Annotated in this window: 18 protein-coding genes; 11 read left to right on the top strand and 7 right to left on the bottom strand. The window is 71.0% G+C overall.

Features of this window, described 5'->3' with window-relative positions:
• Window positions 1-52 precede the first annotated feature (52 nt).
• Both BLQ76_RS03335 and BLQ76_RS03330 read left to right on the top strand, forming a co-directional pair.
• Window positions 53-1,549 carry a DUF2252 domain-containing protein gene (locus BLQ76_RS03335; protein WP_244519452.1) on the top strand — a complete coding sequence of 499 codons (1,497 nt, stop codon included), beginning with the start codon at window positions 53-55 and terminating at the stop codon, window positions 1,547-1,549.
• Between the two features lie 14 nt (window positions 1,550-1,563).
• Window positions 1,564-3,414 carry an ABC transporter ATP-binding protein gene (locus BLQ76_RS03330; RefSeq protein WP_090668763.1) on the top strand — a complete coding sequence of 617 codons (1,851 nt, stop codon included), beginning with the start codon at window positions 1,564-1,566 and terminating at the stop codon, window positions 3,412-3,414.
• Between the two features lie 6 nt (window positions 3,415-3,420).
• On the opposite strand, the gene BLQ76_RS03325 is transcribed toward BLQ76_RS03330, so the two are convergent.
• The 5 genes from BLQ76_RS03325 to BLQ76_RS03305 all read right to left on the bottom strand — a co-directional run bounded on the left by BLQ76_RS03325 (window position 3,421) and on the right by BLQ76_RS03305 (window position 6,980).
• On the bottom strand, window positions 3,421-4,305 hold the full coding sequence (locus tag BLQ76_RS03325) for a lysophospholipid acyltransferase family protein (protein WP_244519451.1): 885 nt from the start codon (window positions 4,303-4,305) through the stop codon (window positions 3,421-3,423).
• Window positions 4,306-4,373: 68 nt separating this feature from the next.
• The gene (locus BLQ76_RS03320; RefSeq protein ID WP_090668759.1) at window positions 4,374-5,126 is read right to left on the bottom strand and encodes a VOC family protein; all 753 of its coding nucleotides are present in this window, start codon (window positions 5,124-5,126) and stop codon (window positions 4,374-4,376) included.
• Window positions 5,123-6,082, bottom strand: coding sequence for an SMP-30/gluconolactonase/LRE family protein (locus tag BLQ76_RS03315; protein WP_425285129.1), 960 nt, complete (start codon window positions 6,080-6,082; stop codon window positions 5,123-5,125). Before BLQ76_RS03315 ends, BLQ76_RS03320 begins: the two co-directional genes overlap by 4 nt.
• On the bottom strand, window positions 6,067-6,516 hold the full coding sequence (locus BLQ76_RS03310) for a cupin domain-containing protein (protein ID WP_090668756.1): 450 nt from the start codon (window positions 6,514-6,516) through the stop codon (window positions 6,067-6,069). Before BLQ76_RS03310 ends, BLQ76_RS03315 begins: the two co-directional genes overlap by 16 nt.
• Window positions 6,513-6,980 (bottom strand): DoxX family membrane protein, encoded by a 468-nt coding sequence (locus BLQ76_RS03305; RefSeq protein WP_090668752.1) that lies wholly within the window; start codon window positions 6,978-6,980, stop codon window positions 6,513-6,515. Before BLQ76_RS03305 ends, BLQ76_RS03310 begins: the two co-directional genes overlap by 4 nt.
• A 154-nt stretch (window positions 6,981-7,134) precedes the next feature.
• Here BLQ76_RS03305 and BLQ76_RS03300 point away from each other — a divergent pair, with 154 nt between their 5' ends.
• Window positions 7,135-8,712, top strand: coding sequence for a GMC family oxidoreductase (locus tag BLQ76_RS03300; protein WP_090668749.1), 1,578 nt, complete (start codon window positions 7,135-7,137; stop codon window positions 8,710-8,712).
• A gap of 56 nt (window positions 8,713-8,768) precedes the next feature.
• Window positions 8,769-9,551 (top strand): 3'(2'),5'-bisphosphate nucleotidase CysQ, encoded by a 783-nt coding sequence (cysQ, locus tag BLQ76_RS03295; RefSeq protein WP_090668747.1) that lies wholly within the window; start codon window positions 8,769-8,771, stop codon window positions 9,549-9,551.
• Window positions 9,552-9,555: 4 nt separating this feature from the next.
• Here cysQ and BLQ76_RS21935 read toward each other — a convergent pair whose 3' ends face one another.
• Window positions 9,556-9,729, bottom strand: coding sequence for a hypothetical protein (locus tag BLQ76_RS21935; RefSeq protein ID WP_170842447.1), 174 nt, complete (start codon window positions 9,727-9,729; stop codon window positions 9,556-9,558).
• 263 nt (window positions 9,730-9,992) lie between these two features.
• On the opposite strand from BLQ76_RS21935, the gene BLQ76_RS03290 reads away from it, so the two are divergent.
• From BLQ76_RS03290 to BLQ76_RS03260, 7 genes are all read left to right on the top strand, one after another.
• The gene (locus tag BLQ76_RS03290; RefSeq protein WP_090668744.1) at window positions 9,993-10,340 is read left to right on the top strand and encodes a hypothetical protein; all 348 of its coding nucleotides are present in this window, start codon (window positions 9,993-9,995) and stop codon (window positions 10,338-10,340) included.
• A 42-nt stretch (window positions 10,341-10,382) separates the two neighbouring features.
• Window positions 10,383-10,688, top strand: coding sequence for a YkgJ family cysteine cluster protein (locus BLQ76_RS03285; protein WP_090668741.1), 306 nt, complete (start codon window positions 10,383-10,385; stop codon window positions 10,686-10,688).
• Window positions 10,689-10,767: 79 nt separating this feature from the next.
• Entirely contained in the window at window positions 10,768-11,031 is a 264-nt protein-coding gene (locus BLQ76_RS03280) for a hypothetical protein (RefSeq protein ID WP_090668738.1), read from the top strand.
• Between the two features lie 137 nt (window positions 11,032-11,168).
• A complete protein-coding gene (locus BLQ76_RS03275) occupies window positions 11,169-11,327 on the top strand; it encodes a DUF3563 family protein (RefSeq protein WP_139183908.1) in 159 nt (52 codons plus the stop codon).
• Window positions 11,328-11,409: 82 nt separating this feature from the next.
• Window positions 11,410-12,198 carry a (Fe-S)-binding protein gene (locus tag BLQ76_RS03270; RefSeq protein WP_090668732.1) on the top strand — a complete coding sequence of 263 codons (789 nt, stop codon included), beginning with the start codon at window positions 11,410-11,412 and terminating at the stop codon, window positions 12,196-12,198.
• Entirely contained in the window at window positions 12,195-13,634 is a 1,440-nt protein-coding gene (locus tag BLQ76_RS03265) for a LutB/LldF family L-lactate oxidation iron-sulfur protein (RefSeq protein ID WP_090668730.1), read from the top strand. The genes BLQ76_RS03270 and BLQ76_RS03265 overlap by 4 nt, the downstream gene beginning before the upstream one ends.
• Entirely contained in the window at window positions 13,631-14,302 is a 672-nt protein-coding gene (locus tag BLQ76_RS03260) for a LutC/YkgG family protein (protein ID WP_090668727.1), read from the top strand. Before BLQ76_RS03265 ends, BLQ76_RS03260 begins: the two co-directional genes overlap by 4 nt.
• Here BLQ76_RS03260 and BLQ76_RS03255 read toward each other — a convergent pair.
• The gene (locus tag BLQ76_RS03255) at window positions 14,299-14,682 is read right to left on the bottom strand and encodes a response regulator (RefSeq protein WP_170842446.1); all 384 of its coding nucleotides are present in this window, start codon (window positions 14,680-14,682) and stop codon (window positions 14,299-14,301) included. The two genes, BLQ76_RS03260 and BLQ76_RS03255, sit on opposite strands and share 4 nt — an antisense overlap.
• Window positions 14,683-14,692 lie beyond the last annotated feature (10 nt).

The following is a 14,692-nucleotide window of genomic DNA, read 5'->3' as shown; positions in this document are numbered from 1 at the left end:
GAACTCCCCTCTTTGCGCAGACGGGATGCGGACGGCCGAGGAGCATGGCGCGATGGACTGGATGATGCCCGGCGCCGAAGCGGACGAGGGGGCCGAGGTGCGCCCCGACGCGGCCGCCCCGCGCGAGGCCAAGGTACTCGCCCCCGCCGAAAGCTATCCCCGCATCGACCTGCGCGTGCCGGGCGAGCCCTGGGAACGGCGACGGCTCGCCGGCAAGAAGCTGCGCGAGGCCGTGCCCCATGCCGCCCATGCCGAGCCCGTGCCGAGGGATGGACGCGCCGACCCGGTCGCCCTCGTCGAGGCCTCGAACGAGGGCCGCCAGGCGCGCCTCGTGCCCATGCGCACCGCGCGCATGGCGCAGTCGCCCTTCAGCTTCCTGCGCGGGGCGGCCTCGGTCATGGCGGCGGACCTCGCCCGAACGCCGCGCTCGGGCATCGACGTCGTTCTCAACGGCGACGCGCATCTTGCCAACTTCGGCCTGTTCGGCACGCCCCAGCGCGACGTGGTGCTCGACCTCAACGACTTCGACGAGGTGACGATCGGTCCCTGGGAATGGGACATCAAGCGCCTTGCGGCCTCGCTCAACATCGCCGCGCGCGATGCCGGCGTCGGTCGCTCGGAGCGGCGGCGCGTCGTGAAGGGCTGCGTCGAGGGCTACCGTCTGTCGATGATCGAGCTCGCCCCCCAGGGGCCGATCGACGTCTGGCATCGCGCCGCGCGTGCCGAGCACCTCGACTTCAAGGGCATCAGCATCGACCCCGAGTCCGCCGAGATCCTCCACCGCTCCGTGGAAAAGGCGCGACGGCGCAACAACCAGTCGCTGCTCGACAAGGTCGGCGAGCGGCAGGTGGACGGCGGCTGGCGCTTCCGCACCGATCCCCCAATCCTGACCGCGGTCGACGACGCGACGCGCGAGGCCGTGATCACGGGACTCGAGCACTATGCCGAGAGCCTGCCGCGCGAGCGACGCTTCATGCTGAGCCGCTACCACGTGGTGGACGTCGCGCACCGCGTGGTGGGTGTGGGCAGCGTCGGCACGCGCGCCTTCGTGGCGCTGCTCTTCGGCAACTGCGACCACGACGCCCTGTTCCTGCAGGTCAAGGAAGCGATCCGCCCCGCGGCGGCGCCCTATGTCGCGCCGCTTCCCGAGCCCTACGGCTCGCACGACGGGGCACGCGTCGTCTACGGCCAGCGCCTGCTCCAGGCGGTCGGCGACCCGCTGCTCGGCTGGACCACGATCGAGGACCGGCCCTTCTACGTCCGCCAAATGAAGAACATGAAGGGCGAGATTCCGCACGCCATGCTCAAAGGGCGCTCGCTGGTCTTCTTCGCCTTCGGCTACGGCGCGCTGCTCGCCCGGGCGCACGCCCGAACCGGGGACGCCGCCGCCATCTCGGGCTATTGCGGCAGCGCCAAGGACGAGGGTCTCGACGAGGCGCTCGCCGACTGGGCCGAGGGCTACGGCGAGCAGAACGCGCTCGACCACGAGGCGCTGGTCCAGGCGATCGGCAACGGGCGCTTGGCGGCCAGCGCGACGCCCGACGGCTGACCCCTCGATCCGCCTTGGCTCCTCCGGCCCGTCCCCGTCAGCTCTCGACCTGGCGCGATCGCTTCGCGGCGCTGCGCCATGTGCCGCCCTTTCTCGCCTTGGTGTTCCGCGCCGAGCCGGGCCTCGCCCTCCTGTCGGCCGTGCTTCGGCTCGCCCGCGCGCTCCAGCCGATCGCCGCGCTCTTTGTCGCCAAGCTGATCGTGGACGAGGTGGTGCGCCTCGCCGCCCTGCCGCCGGCTCCGGTGTTCTCGCTTCTCGACGCGCGCTACCGCCTCGTCCTGTGGCTCGTTCTGGCCGAGTTCGCGCTGGCCGTCGCCATGGATCTTCTCGGCCGGCTCGTGACCTATGCGGAGGCGCTGCTCGCCGACCGCCTGTCGATCCTCACCAGCATCCGCATCATGGAGCATGCGGCGACGCTGGATCTCGCGCGCTTCGAGGATAGCGGCTTCCAGGATCAGCTGGACCGGGCCCGGCGGTTCGCGAGCGGGCGCACGACGCTCCTGTCGAACATTCTCGGCCAGGCGCAGAGCCTCGTCACCGTCGTGGGCTTCGCCGCCGGGCTCGTCGCCTACGCGCCGTGGCTTCTGGGCCTGCTCCTCGTCGCGCTGGTGCCGGGCTTCCTGGCCGAGGCTCACTTCAACGCCGAGGGCTACCGCCTGTCCTTTGCGCAGACCGCCGAGCGGCGCGAGCTCGATTCGGTGCGCATCACGGCGGCCAGCGCCTCCACGGCGCGCGAGGTGCAGATCTTCGGGCTCCACCCCTTCCTGATCGAGCGCTACCGCCGCCTCTCGGACGCCTTCTATCGCTCCAACGCCTCGCTCTCCGCCCGACGAGCCGGATGGGGCACGCTCTGGGCGGGGCTCGGCACGGCGGCCTACTACCTCGCCTATGGCGTGATCGTCGCGCGTACGCTCCAGGGCGCCTTCTCGATCGGCGACCTTACCTTCCTGTCGGGTGCCTTTCTGCGCCTGCGCTCGCTGGTGGAAGGCCTTCTCTCCTCCTTTTCCTCGACGGCTGGCCAGGCGCTCTATCTCGACGACCTGTTCGGCCTCCTGGAAGAGCGGGCGAGCCTGCCGGTGCCCGCGCATCCCCGGCCCGTACCGCGCCCGCTTCGCGAGGGCTTCCGCTTCGAGAACGTCGGCTTCCGCTACGCCGGGTCGGAGCGCTGGGCCGTGCGCGGCCTCGACTTCCGGCTGCCCGCCGGCGAGGTCGTGGCGCTGGTCGGCGAGAACGGCGCCGGCAAGACGACGCTCGTGAAGCTTCTCGCCCGCCTCTACGACCCGAGCGAGGGGCGCATCCTTCTCGACGGCACGGACCTGCGCGACTTCGACCTCGGCGAGCTGCGCTCGCGTGTCGGCGTCATCTTCCAGGACTTCGTGCGCTACGACCTGACGGCGGGCGAGAACGTCGCGGTCGGGCGCATCGAGGCGCGCGGGAACGCGGACCGCATCCGCGAGGCGGCCGGCCGCAGCCTTGCCGACGAGGTGATCGAGCGCCTGCCCGAACAATACGAACAGCCGCTGGGCCGCCTGTTCGCCGGTGGCGTCGAGCTGTCGGGCGGCGAGTGGCAGAAGATCGCGATCGCCCGCGCCTACATGCGCGACGCCGAGGTGCTGATCCTCGACGAGCCGACCGCGGCGCTCGACGCACGCGCCGAGTTCGCGGTCTTCGAGCGCTTCCGCGAGCTCAGCGCCGGACGCACGGCGGTCCTCATCTCGCACCGCTTCTCCTCGGTGCGCCGGGCCGACCGCATCTTGGTTCTGGCCGGCGGGCGGATCGAGGCGGAGGGCACGCACGAGGCGTTGATGGCGGCCGGCGGGCGCTATGCCGAGCTCTTCGAGCTGCAGGCCGCCGGCTACCGTTGAGCCGCGCTAGCCGAGCGCGAGCACGGAGCGGCGCAGCCGCTCGGTCAGCGCGAGGCGGTCGCTCGCCTGCCCGATCTCCTCCGGCGCGATCGGGCGGCCGACCGTGACGTGGATCTGCCGTCCGCGCAGGCGGCGGAACTCGCCCACCAGGAGCCCGAGGCGCACGGTCGCCGACACGCGGCTGGCAAGGTGGAACAGCGGCCCGTTCTGCCCCGCGCAGTGGACGGGCAGCACGCCCGCGCGACCCTGGCGCACGAGCCCGGCCGCGAACGTCTTCCAGGGCAGGTCCTCGGCGCGGCCGAAGGGCCTGGGCGCGGTGGCGACCGCGCCGGCCGGAAACACGATCACGATCGTGCCCTCGGCGAGAAGCTCGGCGGCGCGCCGCTTGGTGGAAAGGTTCAGCGCCACCGCCTCGCGCGTTTCCTCGAACGAGACCGGGAGACCGTAGCGCGCCATCTCGGGGATCTGCATGAGGTCGTTGTGGAGAAGGACGCGCGCCGGCCGCCCGAGCCGCTCAGTGAGCGCCAGCATCGCCGCCCCGTCGCCGATGCCGAACGGATGGTTGGCCACCATGACGAGGCGCTCGGGCAGATCCTGCGGCCGAACCGGCCAGGCGCCGCCGACGTCCATGCGGATGCGCATCATCTCCAGCATGAGGTGGAAGGGCTGGGGATGGCCGGCGGCCACGCGCTCGCGCCAGAGCCGGTAGAGACGCTCCAGCTCGCGCCGACCCGACAGCACCTCCAGCGAGCGGATCAGCGCGCGCCGCGCCAGCGGGTCGCTCGGGCGGGCGTAGCTGATCGCCGCCACCTCGTCGCGCGGCTGACGCATGCGCGGCATCCGGATGCCGCGCTTCGAACCCCGCTCCCGCCCGATCCCGTCGATCTGCATGTGCCGTCCCCTGCCGCTCGCTTGAGCGCAAGGGCATAGCGCCTGCCCGTGACGCTGAGGCGACAGGTTCAATGTGCGAGAAGGGCGTGCCCGTCGGGATCGTGCGCCGGCAGCGCGCCGGCGCCCGATAGGCGCAGTGCCGTTCGCAGACCCGGCACGGCGGCGATCGACGCCGGGGTGCGGTAGCACAGGAGCTCCAGATGCGGCGGCGCGCCGCCGGGCGGCTGCAGCCCCGTCACCTCCACCGCGACGCGCGCCGGGTCGACGTCGGACAGCCCGTCCATGCGCGCCTGCTCGGCGCCCCGGTTCGTCTGTCGCGACAGAACGGTGAAGCCGAGCCGCTCGTAGAAGCGCAGGCTCTCGTCGGTGTCGCGCACCGAGATGGCGCTGTGGTCGATGCCCAGAAACAGGCCCGCACGATCGCGCCAGGGGTCCGGTGCCCGTCCATCGGGGAAGCGGAGGAATTCCAGCGGATGCCCTTCGGGATCGCGGAACTTGAAGGCCGCAACGCCGCCCGAGGCTTCCGGCAACTGCTCGGGTCCGTCTAGCGAGATCGCGCTCCAGCCCGGCACCGCGCGCAGCCGATCCATCGCCGCCGCCATGTCGGAGACGATGATCGCCAGGTGCTGGAAGCCGACCGAGTTCGACGGGGCCGAAGCCGGCGGGCCGTCGCCGGGCACGAACTCGACGCGCTCGCACCCGAGCCGCGCCGCCCCCGCGCCGTCCGCCACGGCGTCGAAGGCCGCACGATAGAAGGCGCCGAGCGCGGCCGGGTCGCGCGCCTCGCGCACAATCGCGGCGATACGCAGCGTGTCGCTCATGGCCAGCGCGCCCCGCGCGTGTTCAGGAACACGGCCATCAGCGTGTGGCTCGCTCCGATGAAGAGCCGGTTGAGGTGCGGACCGCCGCCGAAGGTGAGGTTCGAGACGGTGAGCCCCAGGTGGATGCGCCCGAGGAGGCGGCCGTCGGGGCCGAGGCAGTGGACGCCGTCGCCGGCGCTCGACCAGATGCGCCCCGCCTCGTCGACGGCCATGCCGTCGGTGTAGCCGGGCGAGACCTTGGCGAGGTCGCGGGGCTTTCCGAGCGAGCGCCCCTCACCGGAGACATCGAGGACGCGCAGGACCTGGGTGGGTTCGGGACGGCTCTGGTCGCCCGTCTCGGCGACGTAGAGGCGGCTCTCGTCGGGCGAGAAGGCGAGGCCGTTCGGCCCCTGGAAGTCGAGACTGACGGCGGCGAGCTCGCCCGTGTCCGGGTCGAGCCGGTAGACGGCGGGCGGGAGTTCGCTCGCCTGCCGCTCGCCCTCGTAGTCGTTGGCGATGCCGTAGGGCGGGTCGGTGAACCAGATCGAGCCGTCGCTCTTCACCACGACGTCGTTGGGCGAGTTGAGGCGACGCCCCTCGAAATGCGTGGCGAGCCTCGTGACGGACCCGTCGTGCTCGACGCGGACCACCGCGCGCTCGAGGTTGACGCAGGCGACGACGCGGCCCTGGCGGTCGCGCGCCTGCCCGTTCGCGTTGCCCGACGGCTCGCGCCAGACGGCGAGGCGGCCGCGCTCGCTCCAAGCCATCGTGCGCCCGCGCGGCAGGTCCTGGAACAGGAGCGTCGCCCAGTCGCCCATCCAGACCAGCCCCTCGATCCAGCGAAAGCCCGTCGCCAGCACCTCTACCGGCGCGTTCGAGAGCGTCAGCTGGTCGAACTCGGGCTCCACCGTCTCGAAGCGGAAGTCGGCGATGGGAAGCCCGGCATCTGGGACGCCGCCGGTCAGCGGAAACGGCACGGCGTCGTCCGGTCGCGCTGGGAGTCGAACTGCACCACCATGAGGACGGCCGGCTCGTCGCCCACCGTGCCCGACATGTGACCCTTGCGGCCATCCTTCTCCCGCGTGCCCTGGTCCTCGCCGAACGAGATCTCGCCCGGCCCCATCTCGACGCGCGTGCCGTCCATGGATTCGACGTACCAGCGGCCGGACAAGGGGATGATCCATTGCGGCGCGGGGTTCTCGTGCCAGGCGCCTTCCCAGCCCACCGGCTGCACCGTCACCATCACGGTCATGCCGTCGTGGTGCTTCTCCCCCTGCCATTGCGGGGCGGCGGGCGGCTGCATGCTCTTCAGCTCGAACTCGGTCATCTCGCATCGGCGCTGCCGGCTGACGCCGTCTTCGTCCGTGTAGAGGTGCCAGTAGGGCACGCGGGGCGCGGTGTCGTCGCTCATGGCTGCATCTCGGTGAGGCTGTAGGGATGGGTGGAGCCGAACGGGTCGGCGAAGAAGCGATCGACGCTGGCCGCTGTCGTGCCGAAGGTGACGAGCAGGAAGCCGCCCGCCAGCGCGAAGTTCTTGAGGAAGTCCCAGAACAGGTCGCGGCCCTTGCTCGGGCCGGTGAAGGCGAAGTCGCCTTGCGCCCAGAAGCGCTTCCACAGGACGGCGGTCACCATGCAGTAGCCGGCGAGGATGAGCGCGGCCATGCGGTCGGCGACCCCCGTCAGGACGCCGAGCGACATCACGATCTCGACCGCAAGACCGAGGCAGATCAGCGCTTTCGCAAGCGTGCGCGAGGGGGCGATCTCGCCGGCTTGGCCGACCGCGCCGCGAAAGTTCACGATCTTGTCCATCGCGCTGAAGGGCAGGAACAGCGCGACGAGCAGGAGACGGATGGCGAAGGCGATGACGAGCGACATGGGACCTTGGCCTTCCGCTGGAGCGTGCCGCCGCTGAACGCCGCGGCCCTCGCGCGGTTGCACAGGTGGACGAATCGTCATCACGCGTTTGGGAACGGGGCCCCGGCCCGATCGTTGCCCGGCTCGCTAATCCGAGGAAACAGGGACACGGGCCATGAATGACCGCTACGACGTCGTGATCGTGGGCGCGGGGCCGGGCGGCGGCACGATGGCCTGGCGCCTCGCCCAGACCGGCAAGCGCGTGCTCCTCGTCGAGCGCGGCGACTACCTCAAGCGCGAGCGGGAGAACTGGGATACCGAGGAGGTCTTCGCCAAGGGACGCTACCAGGCGCAGGAGACCTGGGTCTCGTCGAGCGGCGAGAGCTTCCGTCCGGGGCTGCACTACTTCGTGGGTGGCAACTCCAAGGTCTACGGCGGTGTGCTCCTGCGCCTGCGCACCGAGGACTTCGACGAGGTCGCGCACCCCGACGGCGTCGCGCCGGAATGGCCGGTGAAGTACGACACGTTCGAGCCCTACTACCAGGCGGCGGAAGAACTCTTCGAGGTGCGCGGCCAGCGCGGCGAGGACCCGACCGAGCCGCCCTCCCCCAAGCCCTACAAGCACCCGGCGATCCGCCACGAGCCGCGCATCCAGCAGCTCGCCGACGACTGGGCGCGCGAGGGGCTCCACCCGTTCCACCTGCCGATGGGCGCGCTTCTCGACCAGGACGAGACGGGCGCCGCGACCCCGCACTCGCCGCTTCTGCGCTGCGACCCGTTCGACGGCTACCCCAGCCTCACCAACGGCAAGTCGGACAGCCAGGTGATCTGCGTCGATCCCGCGCTGCGCGACCACCCGAACCTGACGCTCCTCAAGAACGCCTATGTCGAGCGCCTCGTGACGAACGCGGCGGGCACGAGCATCGCAGGCGTCGAGACGGTGATCGAGGGCCGCACGCACACGATCCGGGGCGACATCGTGGTGGTGGCCTGCGGCGCGCTCTCCTCGGCGCTCCTGTTCCTGCGCTCGGGCAACGACCGCCATCCCGATGGGCTCGCCAACCGCTCGGGCCAGGTCGGGCGCAACTACATGCGCCACAACAACGCGACCGTGCTCGCCATCTCGCGCGATCCGAACCCGACCGAGTTCCAGAAGACGCTCGGCCTCAACGACTTCTACCACGCCCACGCGACGTCGCCGCTGAACCCGTTCGAGTATCCGCTCGGCCACATCCAGATGGTCGGCAAGTCCGACGGCACCCAGATCGAGGCGGAGGGCCTGCCGGGCTTCCTCCAGTGGCTGCCGGAAAAGCCGTTCGACTGGATCGCGCGGCACTCGATCGACTTCTGGCTGACCTCCGAGGACCTGCCCAAGGCGGAGAACCGGATCTTCTACCGCAACAACCAGGTGCATCTCGACCTGACGCAGACCAACCTGGAAGGCGCACGGGGCTTGCGCGAGATGCTGCGCCAAATCTGCGACAAGGCCGCGATCCACCCGCACCTCATGGACCGCACGCTGTATCTGGGCAAGGACACGCCGATCGGCGGCACGGCGCATCAGGCCGGCACGCTGCGCTTTGGAGCCGATCCGGCCACCAGCGTCCTCGACCTCGAATGCCGGGCGCACGGGATCGACAACCTCTACGTCACGGATGCGAGCTTCTTTCCCTCGATCGGCGCCGTGAACCCGACCCTCACCATCATCGCCAACGCCCTGCGCGTGGCGGACCGGATCGCCGAGCGCCTTTGATCGCGCGAATCGTGCTAGGGGGCGGCCAACGCCGAGCCAGCCGGGACGATGACCGCATGACCACGCTTCTCGATACGCTCGTCCACGCCGCCCGCCTCGGCGGCGAGGTGGTGATGCGGCACTACGCGGCGGGGGTCGAGGCACGGGCCAAGAGCGACGGCTCGCCCGTGACGCTCGCCGACACCGAGGCCGAGGCGGCGATCCTCGCCAGCCTTCGCCGCGATCAGCCGGACGTGCCGACGGTGGGCGAAGAGACGGGTGCGTCGCCGGGCGCGAACGGCGAACGATTCTTCCTGATCGACCCGCTCGACGGAACGCGCGAGTTCATCAGCCGGAACGGCGAGTTCACGGTCAACATCGCGCTGATCGAGAACGGCGAACCGGTGGCCGGCGTCGTTCTGGCCCCTGCCATGGGGCGGCTGTTCGCGGGCTCGCGCGAGACGGGCGCCTTCGAGATCACGCCGGACGGATCGCGGCGCCCGCTGCGCGTGCGCGCCGCGCCGACCTGTCCGGTGGTGCTCGGCAGCCGATCGCACGCGACCGCCGAAACGATGCTCTGGCTGGAGCGCTTTCCCGGCCACGGCGCCGAGCCCTGCGGATCGTCGGTGAAGTTCGGACGGATCGCGGCCGGCGAGGCCGACCTCTACCCGCGGCTCGGGCCCACGATGGAATGGGACACGGCGGCGGGCGACGCGGTGCTGCGCGCGGCCGGCGGCCTGACCGCGACGCTGGACGGCGAGGCGCTGCGCTATGGACAAGGGGGCGGCGACTGGCGCAACCCGCATTTCATCGCCTATGGCGACCCGGCGCTGGCGGGTCGCTGCCGAGGCGCCGGCTGACGGTTCAGAACACCACCAGGGCGACCAGGGCGGACCAGATCAGCGACGACAGGCCGAGGCCGAGCAGCAGTCCCTTGGCGGGGCGGAGCCCCTCGTTGCGGGCGGTGGCGGCGCGGGCGGAACGCCGGCCGGCGGTGCGGCCGGAACGGGCGACGGCCATCGTGGACAGGTTCGACATGGGCAAGACGGGTCCCCTGGAGGCGGCGCGGACAAGCAGGTCCGTGCGAGACATGAGGGGACCTTACGCCCGAGGTCCTTGCGCGATCGCCACCGAAACCGCTGCAATTTGAGCGAAAGGCATCGCAAGATTCCGGGAAGGGTTAGCGGACTACAACCGGACCGGCGCCAGGGCAGGCTCGCGCCAGTTGGCCGTGCCACGTTGAAACCCCCGTGCCCAGTTCGATATGACTGGTCTCCGTTAACCATGATGGATCCCGTTCCATGCAGCTTCAGCGTATCTGGACCGACGCGCAGGCCGAGATCCGCTTCTGGCAGCTGATGCGCTCGATCGAAGAGGCGCGCGACGCGCAGGGCGGCTTCTGGTCGCGCCTGACCCTGGCGCCTCAGCGCGCCGCGCGCCGCAGCGAGGCCATGCGCCGCGAGGCCGAGGCGCTGGTGGAGCGCTTCACCCTGGTGCCGGGTGCCACACCCGAGGTCCCACGCGCCGTGCCCGACGACGTCGAGCGCCTGACCCGCATCCATTCCGCGATCCGCGTCGCCGCGACGCTCGCCAACGATGCCCCCCATGTCGCGGCGCGCGGTCGGGTGCGCCCCGGTCAAGGTGCCTGACGGCATCAAGCCCGTGTCCGCACGGGCGGGCCGCGATCGGTCATGATCCCCGCCCCCTCGCCGGCCGCTCCCTTCGACTGCCAACTCTGCGGCGCCTGCTGTTCGACCTCGCGCGAATGGCCGCGCTTTTCCCTGGAAAGCGACGAGGAGATCGAGCGCATTCCCGAGCCCTTGCGCGATGTCGGCGCGATGCGCTGCGAGGGCGAGCGCTGCCTGGCTCTATCGGGCCGGGTCGGCGAGGCCACGCGCTGCACGATCTATGCGCTGCGACCCCTCGTGTGCCGCGACTGCGAGCCCGGCGATCCGGAGTGCCTGGAGGCCCGGCAGCGGTTCGATCTGCCGATCTGAGGAGAACCGGTCTGCCTGTCTTGGCAGCGTCATTCACACGTGATTAACTTTTCCTCATAGCGAACCGGGAGACACCGCAATGTTCGTCGTGAGGATCGAGACCGAGGAAGTCCGCAAGTTCCGCGCTTTCCGTCGCCTGCGCGACGCCTTCGCCTACGCTCGTCGCTCCGGCGACGAGACGCAGGACGGGGCGGCCAGCGTGTTCGACGTGGCCGATACCGACGATGCCGAGATCGCCGTCGTCGCCGTTCGCGACGGTCTGGGTGCGCCGCTTGCCATGCGCGAGCCCGACACCGCTGTCATGCTGGCATCGATGGGGCTCGGCACCGGGCTTCGGATCTAGGCGCCTGCAAACTCGGCATGGGTTAGGGAAACCTTACCGCGAGCCATGATCGCCGCGCATGGCGACCATGAGTTATGTTGCGTTGCAGCAGAGCCGGCGGGTTCATAGATTGGGTTCAGCCAAGAAGGAACGAACCCATGACCATCACCAGCCGCCTCCGCCAGGCCCTGCGCACCGTGTCCCCCGAGGACCGCGCCAACCGCTACCTCAACGAGGCGACCTCGCTCGTGGATCTGGAGCGACGCCAGCGCGAGATCGACCGCGGCCTCTTCGTTCGCCGCAACTACCCGTTCTGATATCCCTCCCGGCCGCACCCCGCGGCCGGCGACGCTTGCACCGGAAGCCCAGCCACGCCATGACGGTAGCGGGAGGCTCCCCATGCAAGCGGCAACCACCAACCCGTCCGGCGAGGGACCGCGCGTCGCGCTCTTCGTCACCTGCCTTGTGAACGTCATGCGTCCGGCGATCGCCGAATGCGCGCGAGACCTGCTCGTTGCGGCGGGTTGCCGGGTCGAGGTGCCCCTGCGCCAGACGTGCTGCGGCCAGCCCAACTTCAACTCGGGCGACCGCGAGGGCGGCAAGGCGCTGGCGCGTCACCAGATCGAGGTCCTGGAAGGCTACGACTACGTCGTGGCCCCGTCCGGCTCCTGCGTCGGCTCGTTGCGTCACGATGCGGGCACGGCGCTGGCCGACGACCCGGTCTGGGGCGAGCGTGCCCGCCGGCTCGCGGCGCGCACCCACGAGATCGTCGGCTTTCTCCACGACGTCCTCGGGTTCCGGCCCGCCCCGCCCGCCCATCGGGCCACCGCGACCTACCATCCCACCTGTTCGGGCCTGCGCGAGTTGGGCCTGCGCGATCAACCCAAGGCGCTGCTTGGCCGCATTCCCGATCTGGAATGGGTCCCGCTTCCCGAGGCCGAGACCTGTTGCGGCTTCGGCGGCACGTTCTGCGTGAAGTATCCCGCGATCGCCAATGCCGTGGTGGAGGAAAAGGCGCGCTGCGTGGAATCCACCGGCGCCGAACTCCTGATCGGCGGCGACCTCGGCTGCCTCATGAACATGGCCGGCAAGCTGCAGCGGCGCGGCTCGCCCGTGCGCGTCTTCCATACGGTGGAGGCGCTGGCCGGACGCCTCGACGGGCCCGCGCTCGGGGAGCCGAGCGCATGAGCGTGCTCGCCGAGACCTCTGGCTTCGACGCCCGCACCGGCCAGGCGCTCGCCGACGCCCGCCTCAAGATCGCGATTGACCGCACGGCCGGCACGGCGCGGGCCAAGCGCGCCGCGATCGTCGGCGCCTGGCCGGACTTCGCCGTGGCGCGCGAGCGCGGCCGCGAGATCAAGGACCACGTCGTTGAGAACCTCGACCACTACCTCGCCGAGTTCGAGCGCAACGCTTTAGCCTCCGGTGCCGTGGTGCACTGGGCCGAGACCGCGGGTGAGGCCTGCCGCATCGTCGTGGACATCTGCCGGCGTGCGGGCGCGCGCTCGGTAACGCGCTCGAAATCCATGCTTGGCGAGGAGATCGGCCTGCCTCATGCGCTGGAGGCGGCCGGCATCGAGCGCGTCGAGACGGATCTGGCCGAGCACATCGTCCAGCTCGCCGGCGAGCGGCCGAGCCACATCATCTGGCCCGCCATGCACAAGACGCGCGAGGAGATTTCCGACCTCTTCCGCCAGCACCACGCCGATCCGCACCGCGAGGAAACGGCGGAGGCCATGGCGGCCTCGGCGCGCCGGCACCTGCGCGAGCGCTTCCTGCGGGCCGATGTCGGCATCTCGGGCGCGAACTTCCTGGTCGCCGACACCGGTTCGGTGTGCACCGTGACCAACGAGGGCAACGCGGAGATGACCACCACGCCGCCGCGCATCCACATCGCGACGGCCGGCATCGAGAAGCTCGTGCCCACGGCGGCCCATGCCGCCATGATGCTGCGTCTTCTCGTGCGCTCGGCGACCGGCGCCGCGCTCACCCAGTACACGACCTTCCACACGGGTCCCAAGCGCGCGGGCGATCTCGACGGGCCCGACGAGTTCCACATCGTCCTCGTCGACAACGGGCGCTCGCGCATGCTCGCCGACCGCGAGATGCGCCCCATGCTGCGCTGCATCCGCTGCGGCGCCTGCATGAACCACTGCCCGGTGTTCAACCAGATCGGCGGCCATGCCTACGGCGGAACCTATCCCGGCCCGATGGGCGCGGTGCTGACGCCCGCGCTCGACGGGCTGTCGACCGAGACGCGCGACCTCGCCCATGCCTGCACGCTGAACGGTCGCTGCCGCGAGGTGTGCCCGGTCGACATCCCGCTCCCCACCCTTCTCAAGGGCTGGCGCACGCGTTCCTGGCGCGAGGGACTGGAGCCCGAGACCATGCGCCGAGGGCTCGGGTTCTGGCGGTGGGCGGGAACGCATCCGCGCCTGTACCGGCTGGGCGCGGCGCTGGCCGCGCGCGCGCTGCGCCTGGTGGCCCGCGGCCGGGGCCGCCTCGGCCGATTGCCGCTTCTGGCCGGTGCCTGGACGCGCTATCGCGACCTGCCCGTTCCGCCGGCCGGGCCGACCTTTCTGGAACGGGAAGCGGAACGCCTGCGCCGCGAGACGCGGCCGTGACGGGCGCGCGCGAGCGCGTGATGGGCGCGGTGCGCGCCGCGTTGGGCGCTCCCCCGCGCCGCTCGCCCGGGGAGATCGCGGCGGACGCGCACAGGCTGTTGCGCGAACCCGAGCGCGTTCGTCCCGTCCTGCCCGATGCGGAGCCCTCCGTGCTCTTCGAGGTGGCGGTGGCGAAGCTGCCGCCCGGCGCCTCGGTGGCGCGTGTCGCCGGCTGGCATTCTCTGCCGGACCATGTGGCCGCCCGCCTTGCGGGCCTCGGGATCGAGCCGGCGCTGAAGCTCGCGCCCGAGCCCGTCCTCGAGGACCTCGACTGGTCGGGCTCGGGCATCCGCCTCGTGGCCGACGCCAACGAGCGCGCCGCGCTGTCGATCGCGGAATGCGCGGTCGCCGAGACCGCGAGTCTGGTTCTGCGATCGGGACCGCGCATGGCCGTACTCGACGCCTTTCTGCCGCTTCACCACCTCGTGGCGGTGCGCGTGCGCGACGTCGTGCCTCACCTGGAAGATGCGGTCGCGCGAAGCGATCTTTCGCGGTCGCGCAACCTCGTCGTGGTGACCGGCCCGAGCGGGACCACCGACATCGAGGGAAGCCTCGTGATCGGCGTCCACGGCCCCGCGACGCTCCACATCCTCCTGATCGAGGACGGGGAGCCGACGGCCGGTCCCTAGCCGCCGAGCAGCGTCGTCAGCGCTTCTCGCAGTTCCTGGTTGGAGTATGGCTTCGACAGGACGTCGGTCGCGGTCTCCTCGAGGATCCCGTCCGGCAGGAGGTTGAGGTTTCCGGTGGCGAACAGCACCGGGAAGCCGGGCCGACGCCGACGAAGTTCCTGCGCGAGATCGGGACCCGACAGGTCGGGCAGTGTCACGTCGAGGATCGCGGCGCGGTAGCCGTCGGTCCCGGCGAAGCTCTCCAGAGCCTCCTCGCCCGAGCCCGCTTCCTGGCACTCGAAGCCGGCATCCTCGATCCATTCCACGGTCAGCGCCCGGATCATCGGATCATCCTCCACGAGGAGGACCTTGCCGCGCGTCGGCGCTTCGTGTTCAGACATTCGCCATCTT

This window comes from Aureimonas jatrophae (assembly GCF_900104035.1).
GTDB classification, from domain to species: domain Bacteria; phylum Pseudomonadota; class Alphaproteobacteria; order Rhizobiales; family Rhizobiaceae; genus Aureimonas; species Aureimonas jatrophae.
The sequence above is the reverse complement of the archived record's forward strand: the minus strand, read 5'-3'. Positions and strand labels throughout refer to the sequence as shown.

Excerpts from the sequence above, each read along its gene's own strand:
- BLQ76_RS03335 (WP_244519452.1), top strand. The coding sequence starts at position 53 with ATGGACTGGATGATGCCCGGCGCCGAAGCGGACGAGGGGGCCGAGGTG.
- BLQ76_RS03325 (WP_244519451.1), bottom strand. The coding sequence starts at position 4,305 with ATGCAGATCGACGGGATCGGGCGGGAGCGGGGTTCGAAGCGCGGCATC.
- BLQ76_RS03320 (WP_090668759.1), bottom strand. The coding sequence starts at position 5,126 with ATGAGCGACACGCTGCGTATCGCCGCGATTGTGCGCGAGGCGCGCGAC.
- BLQ76_RS03310 (WP_090668756.1), bottom strand. The coding sequence starts at position 6,516 with ATGAGCGACGACACCGCGCCCCGCGTGCCCTACTGGCACCTCTACACG.
- BLQ76_RS03305 (WP_090668752.1), bottom strand. The coding sequence starts at position 6,980 with ATGTCGCTCGTCATCGCCTTCGCCATCCGTCTCCTGCTCGTCGCGCTG.
- BLQ76_RS03300 (WP_090668749.1), top strand. The coding sequence starts at position 7,135 with ATGAATGACCGCTACGACGTCGTGATCGTGGGCGCGGGGCCGGGCGGC.
- cysQ (WP_090668747.1), top strand. The coding sequence starts at position 8,769 with ATGACCACGCTTCTCGATACGCTCGTCCACGCCGCCCGCCTCGGCGGC.
- BLQ76_RS21935 (WP_170842447.1), bottom strand. The coding sequence starts at position 9,729 with ATGTCGAACCTGTCCACGATGGCCGTCGCCCGTTCCGGCCGCACCGCC.
- BLQ76_RS03290 (WP_090668744.1), top strand. The coding sequence starts at position 9,993 with ATGCAGCTTCAGCGTATCTGGACCGACGCGCAGGCCGAGATCCGCTTC.
- BLQ76_RS03285 (WP_090668741.1), top strand. The coding sequence starts at position 10,383 with ATGATCCCCGCCCCCTCGCCGGCCGCTCCCTTCGACTGCCAACTCTGC.
- BLQ76_RS03280 (WP_090668738.1), top strand. The coding sequence starts at position 10,768 with ATGTTCGTCGTGAGGATCGAGACCGAGGAAGTCCGCAAGTTCCGCGCT.
- BLQ76_RS03275 (WP_139183908.1), top strand. The coding sequence starts at position 11,169 with ATGACCATCACCAGCCGCCTCCGCCAGGCCCTGCGCACCGTGTCCCCC.
- BLQ76_RS03270 (WP_090668732.1), top strand. The coding sequence starts at position 11,410 with ATGCAAGCGGCAACCACCAACCCGTCCGGCGAGGGACCGCGCGTCGCG.
- BLQ76_RS03265 (WP_090668730.1), top strand. The coding sequence starts at position 12,195 with ATGAGCGTGCTCGCCGAGACCTCTGGCTTCGACGCCCGCACCGGCCAG.
- BLQ76_RS03255 (WP_170842446.1), bottom strand. The coding sequence starts at position 14,682 with ATGTCTGAACACGAAGCGCCGACGCGCGGCAAGGTCCTCCTCGTGGAG.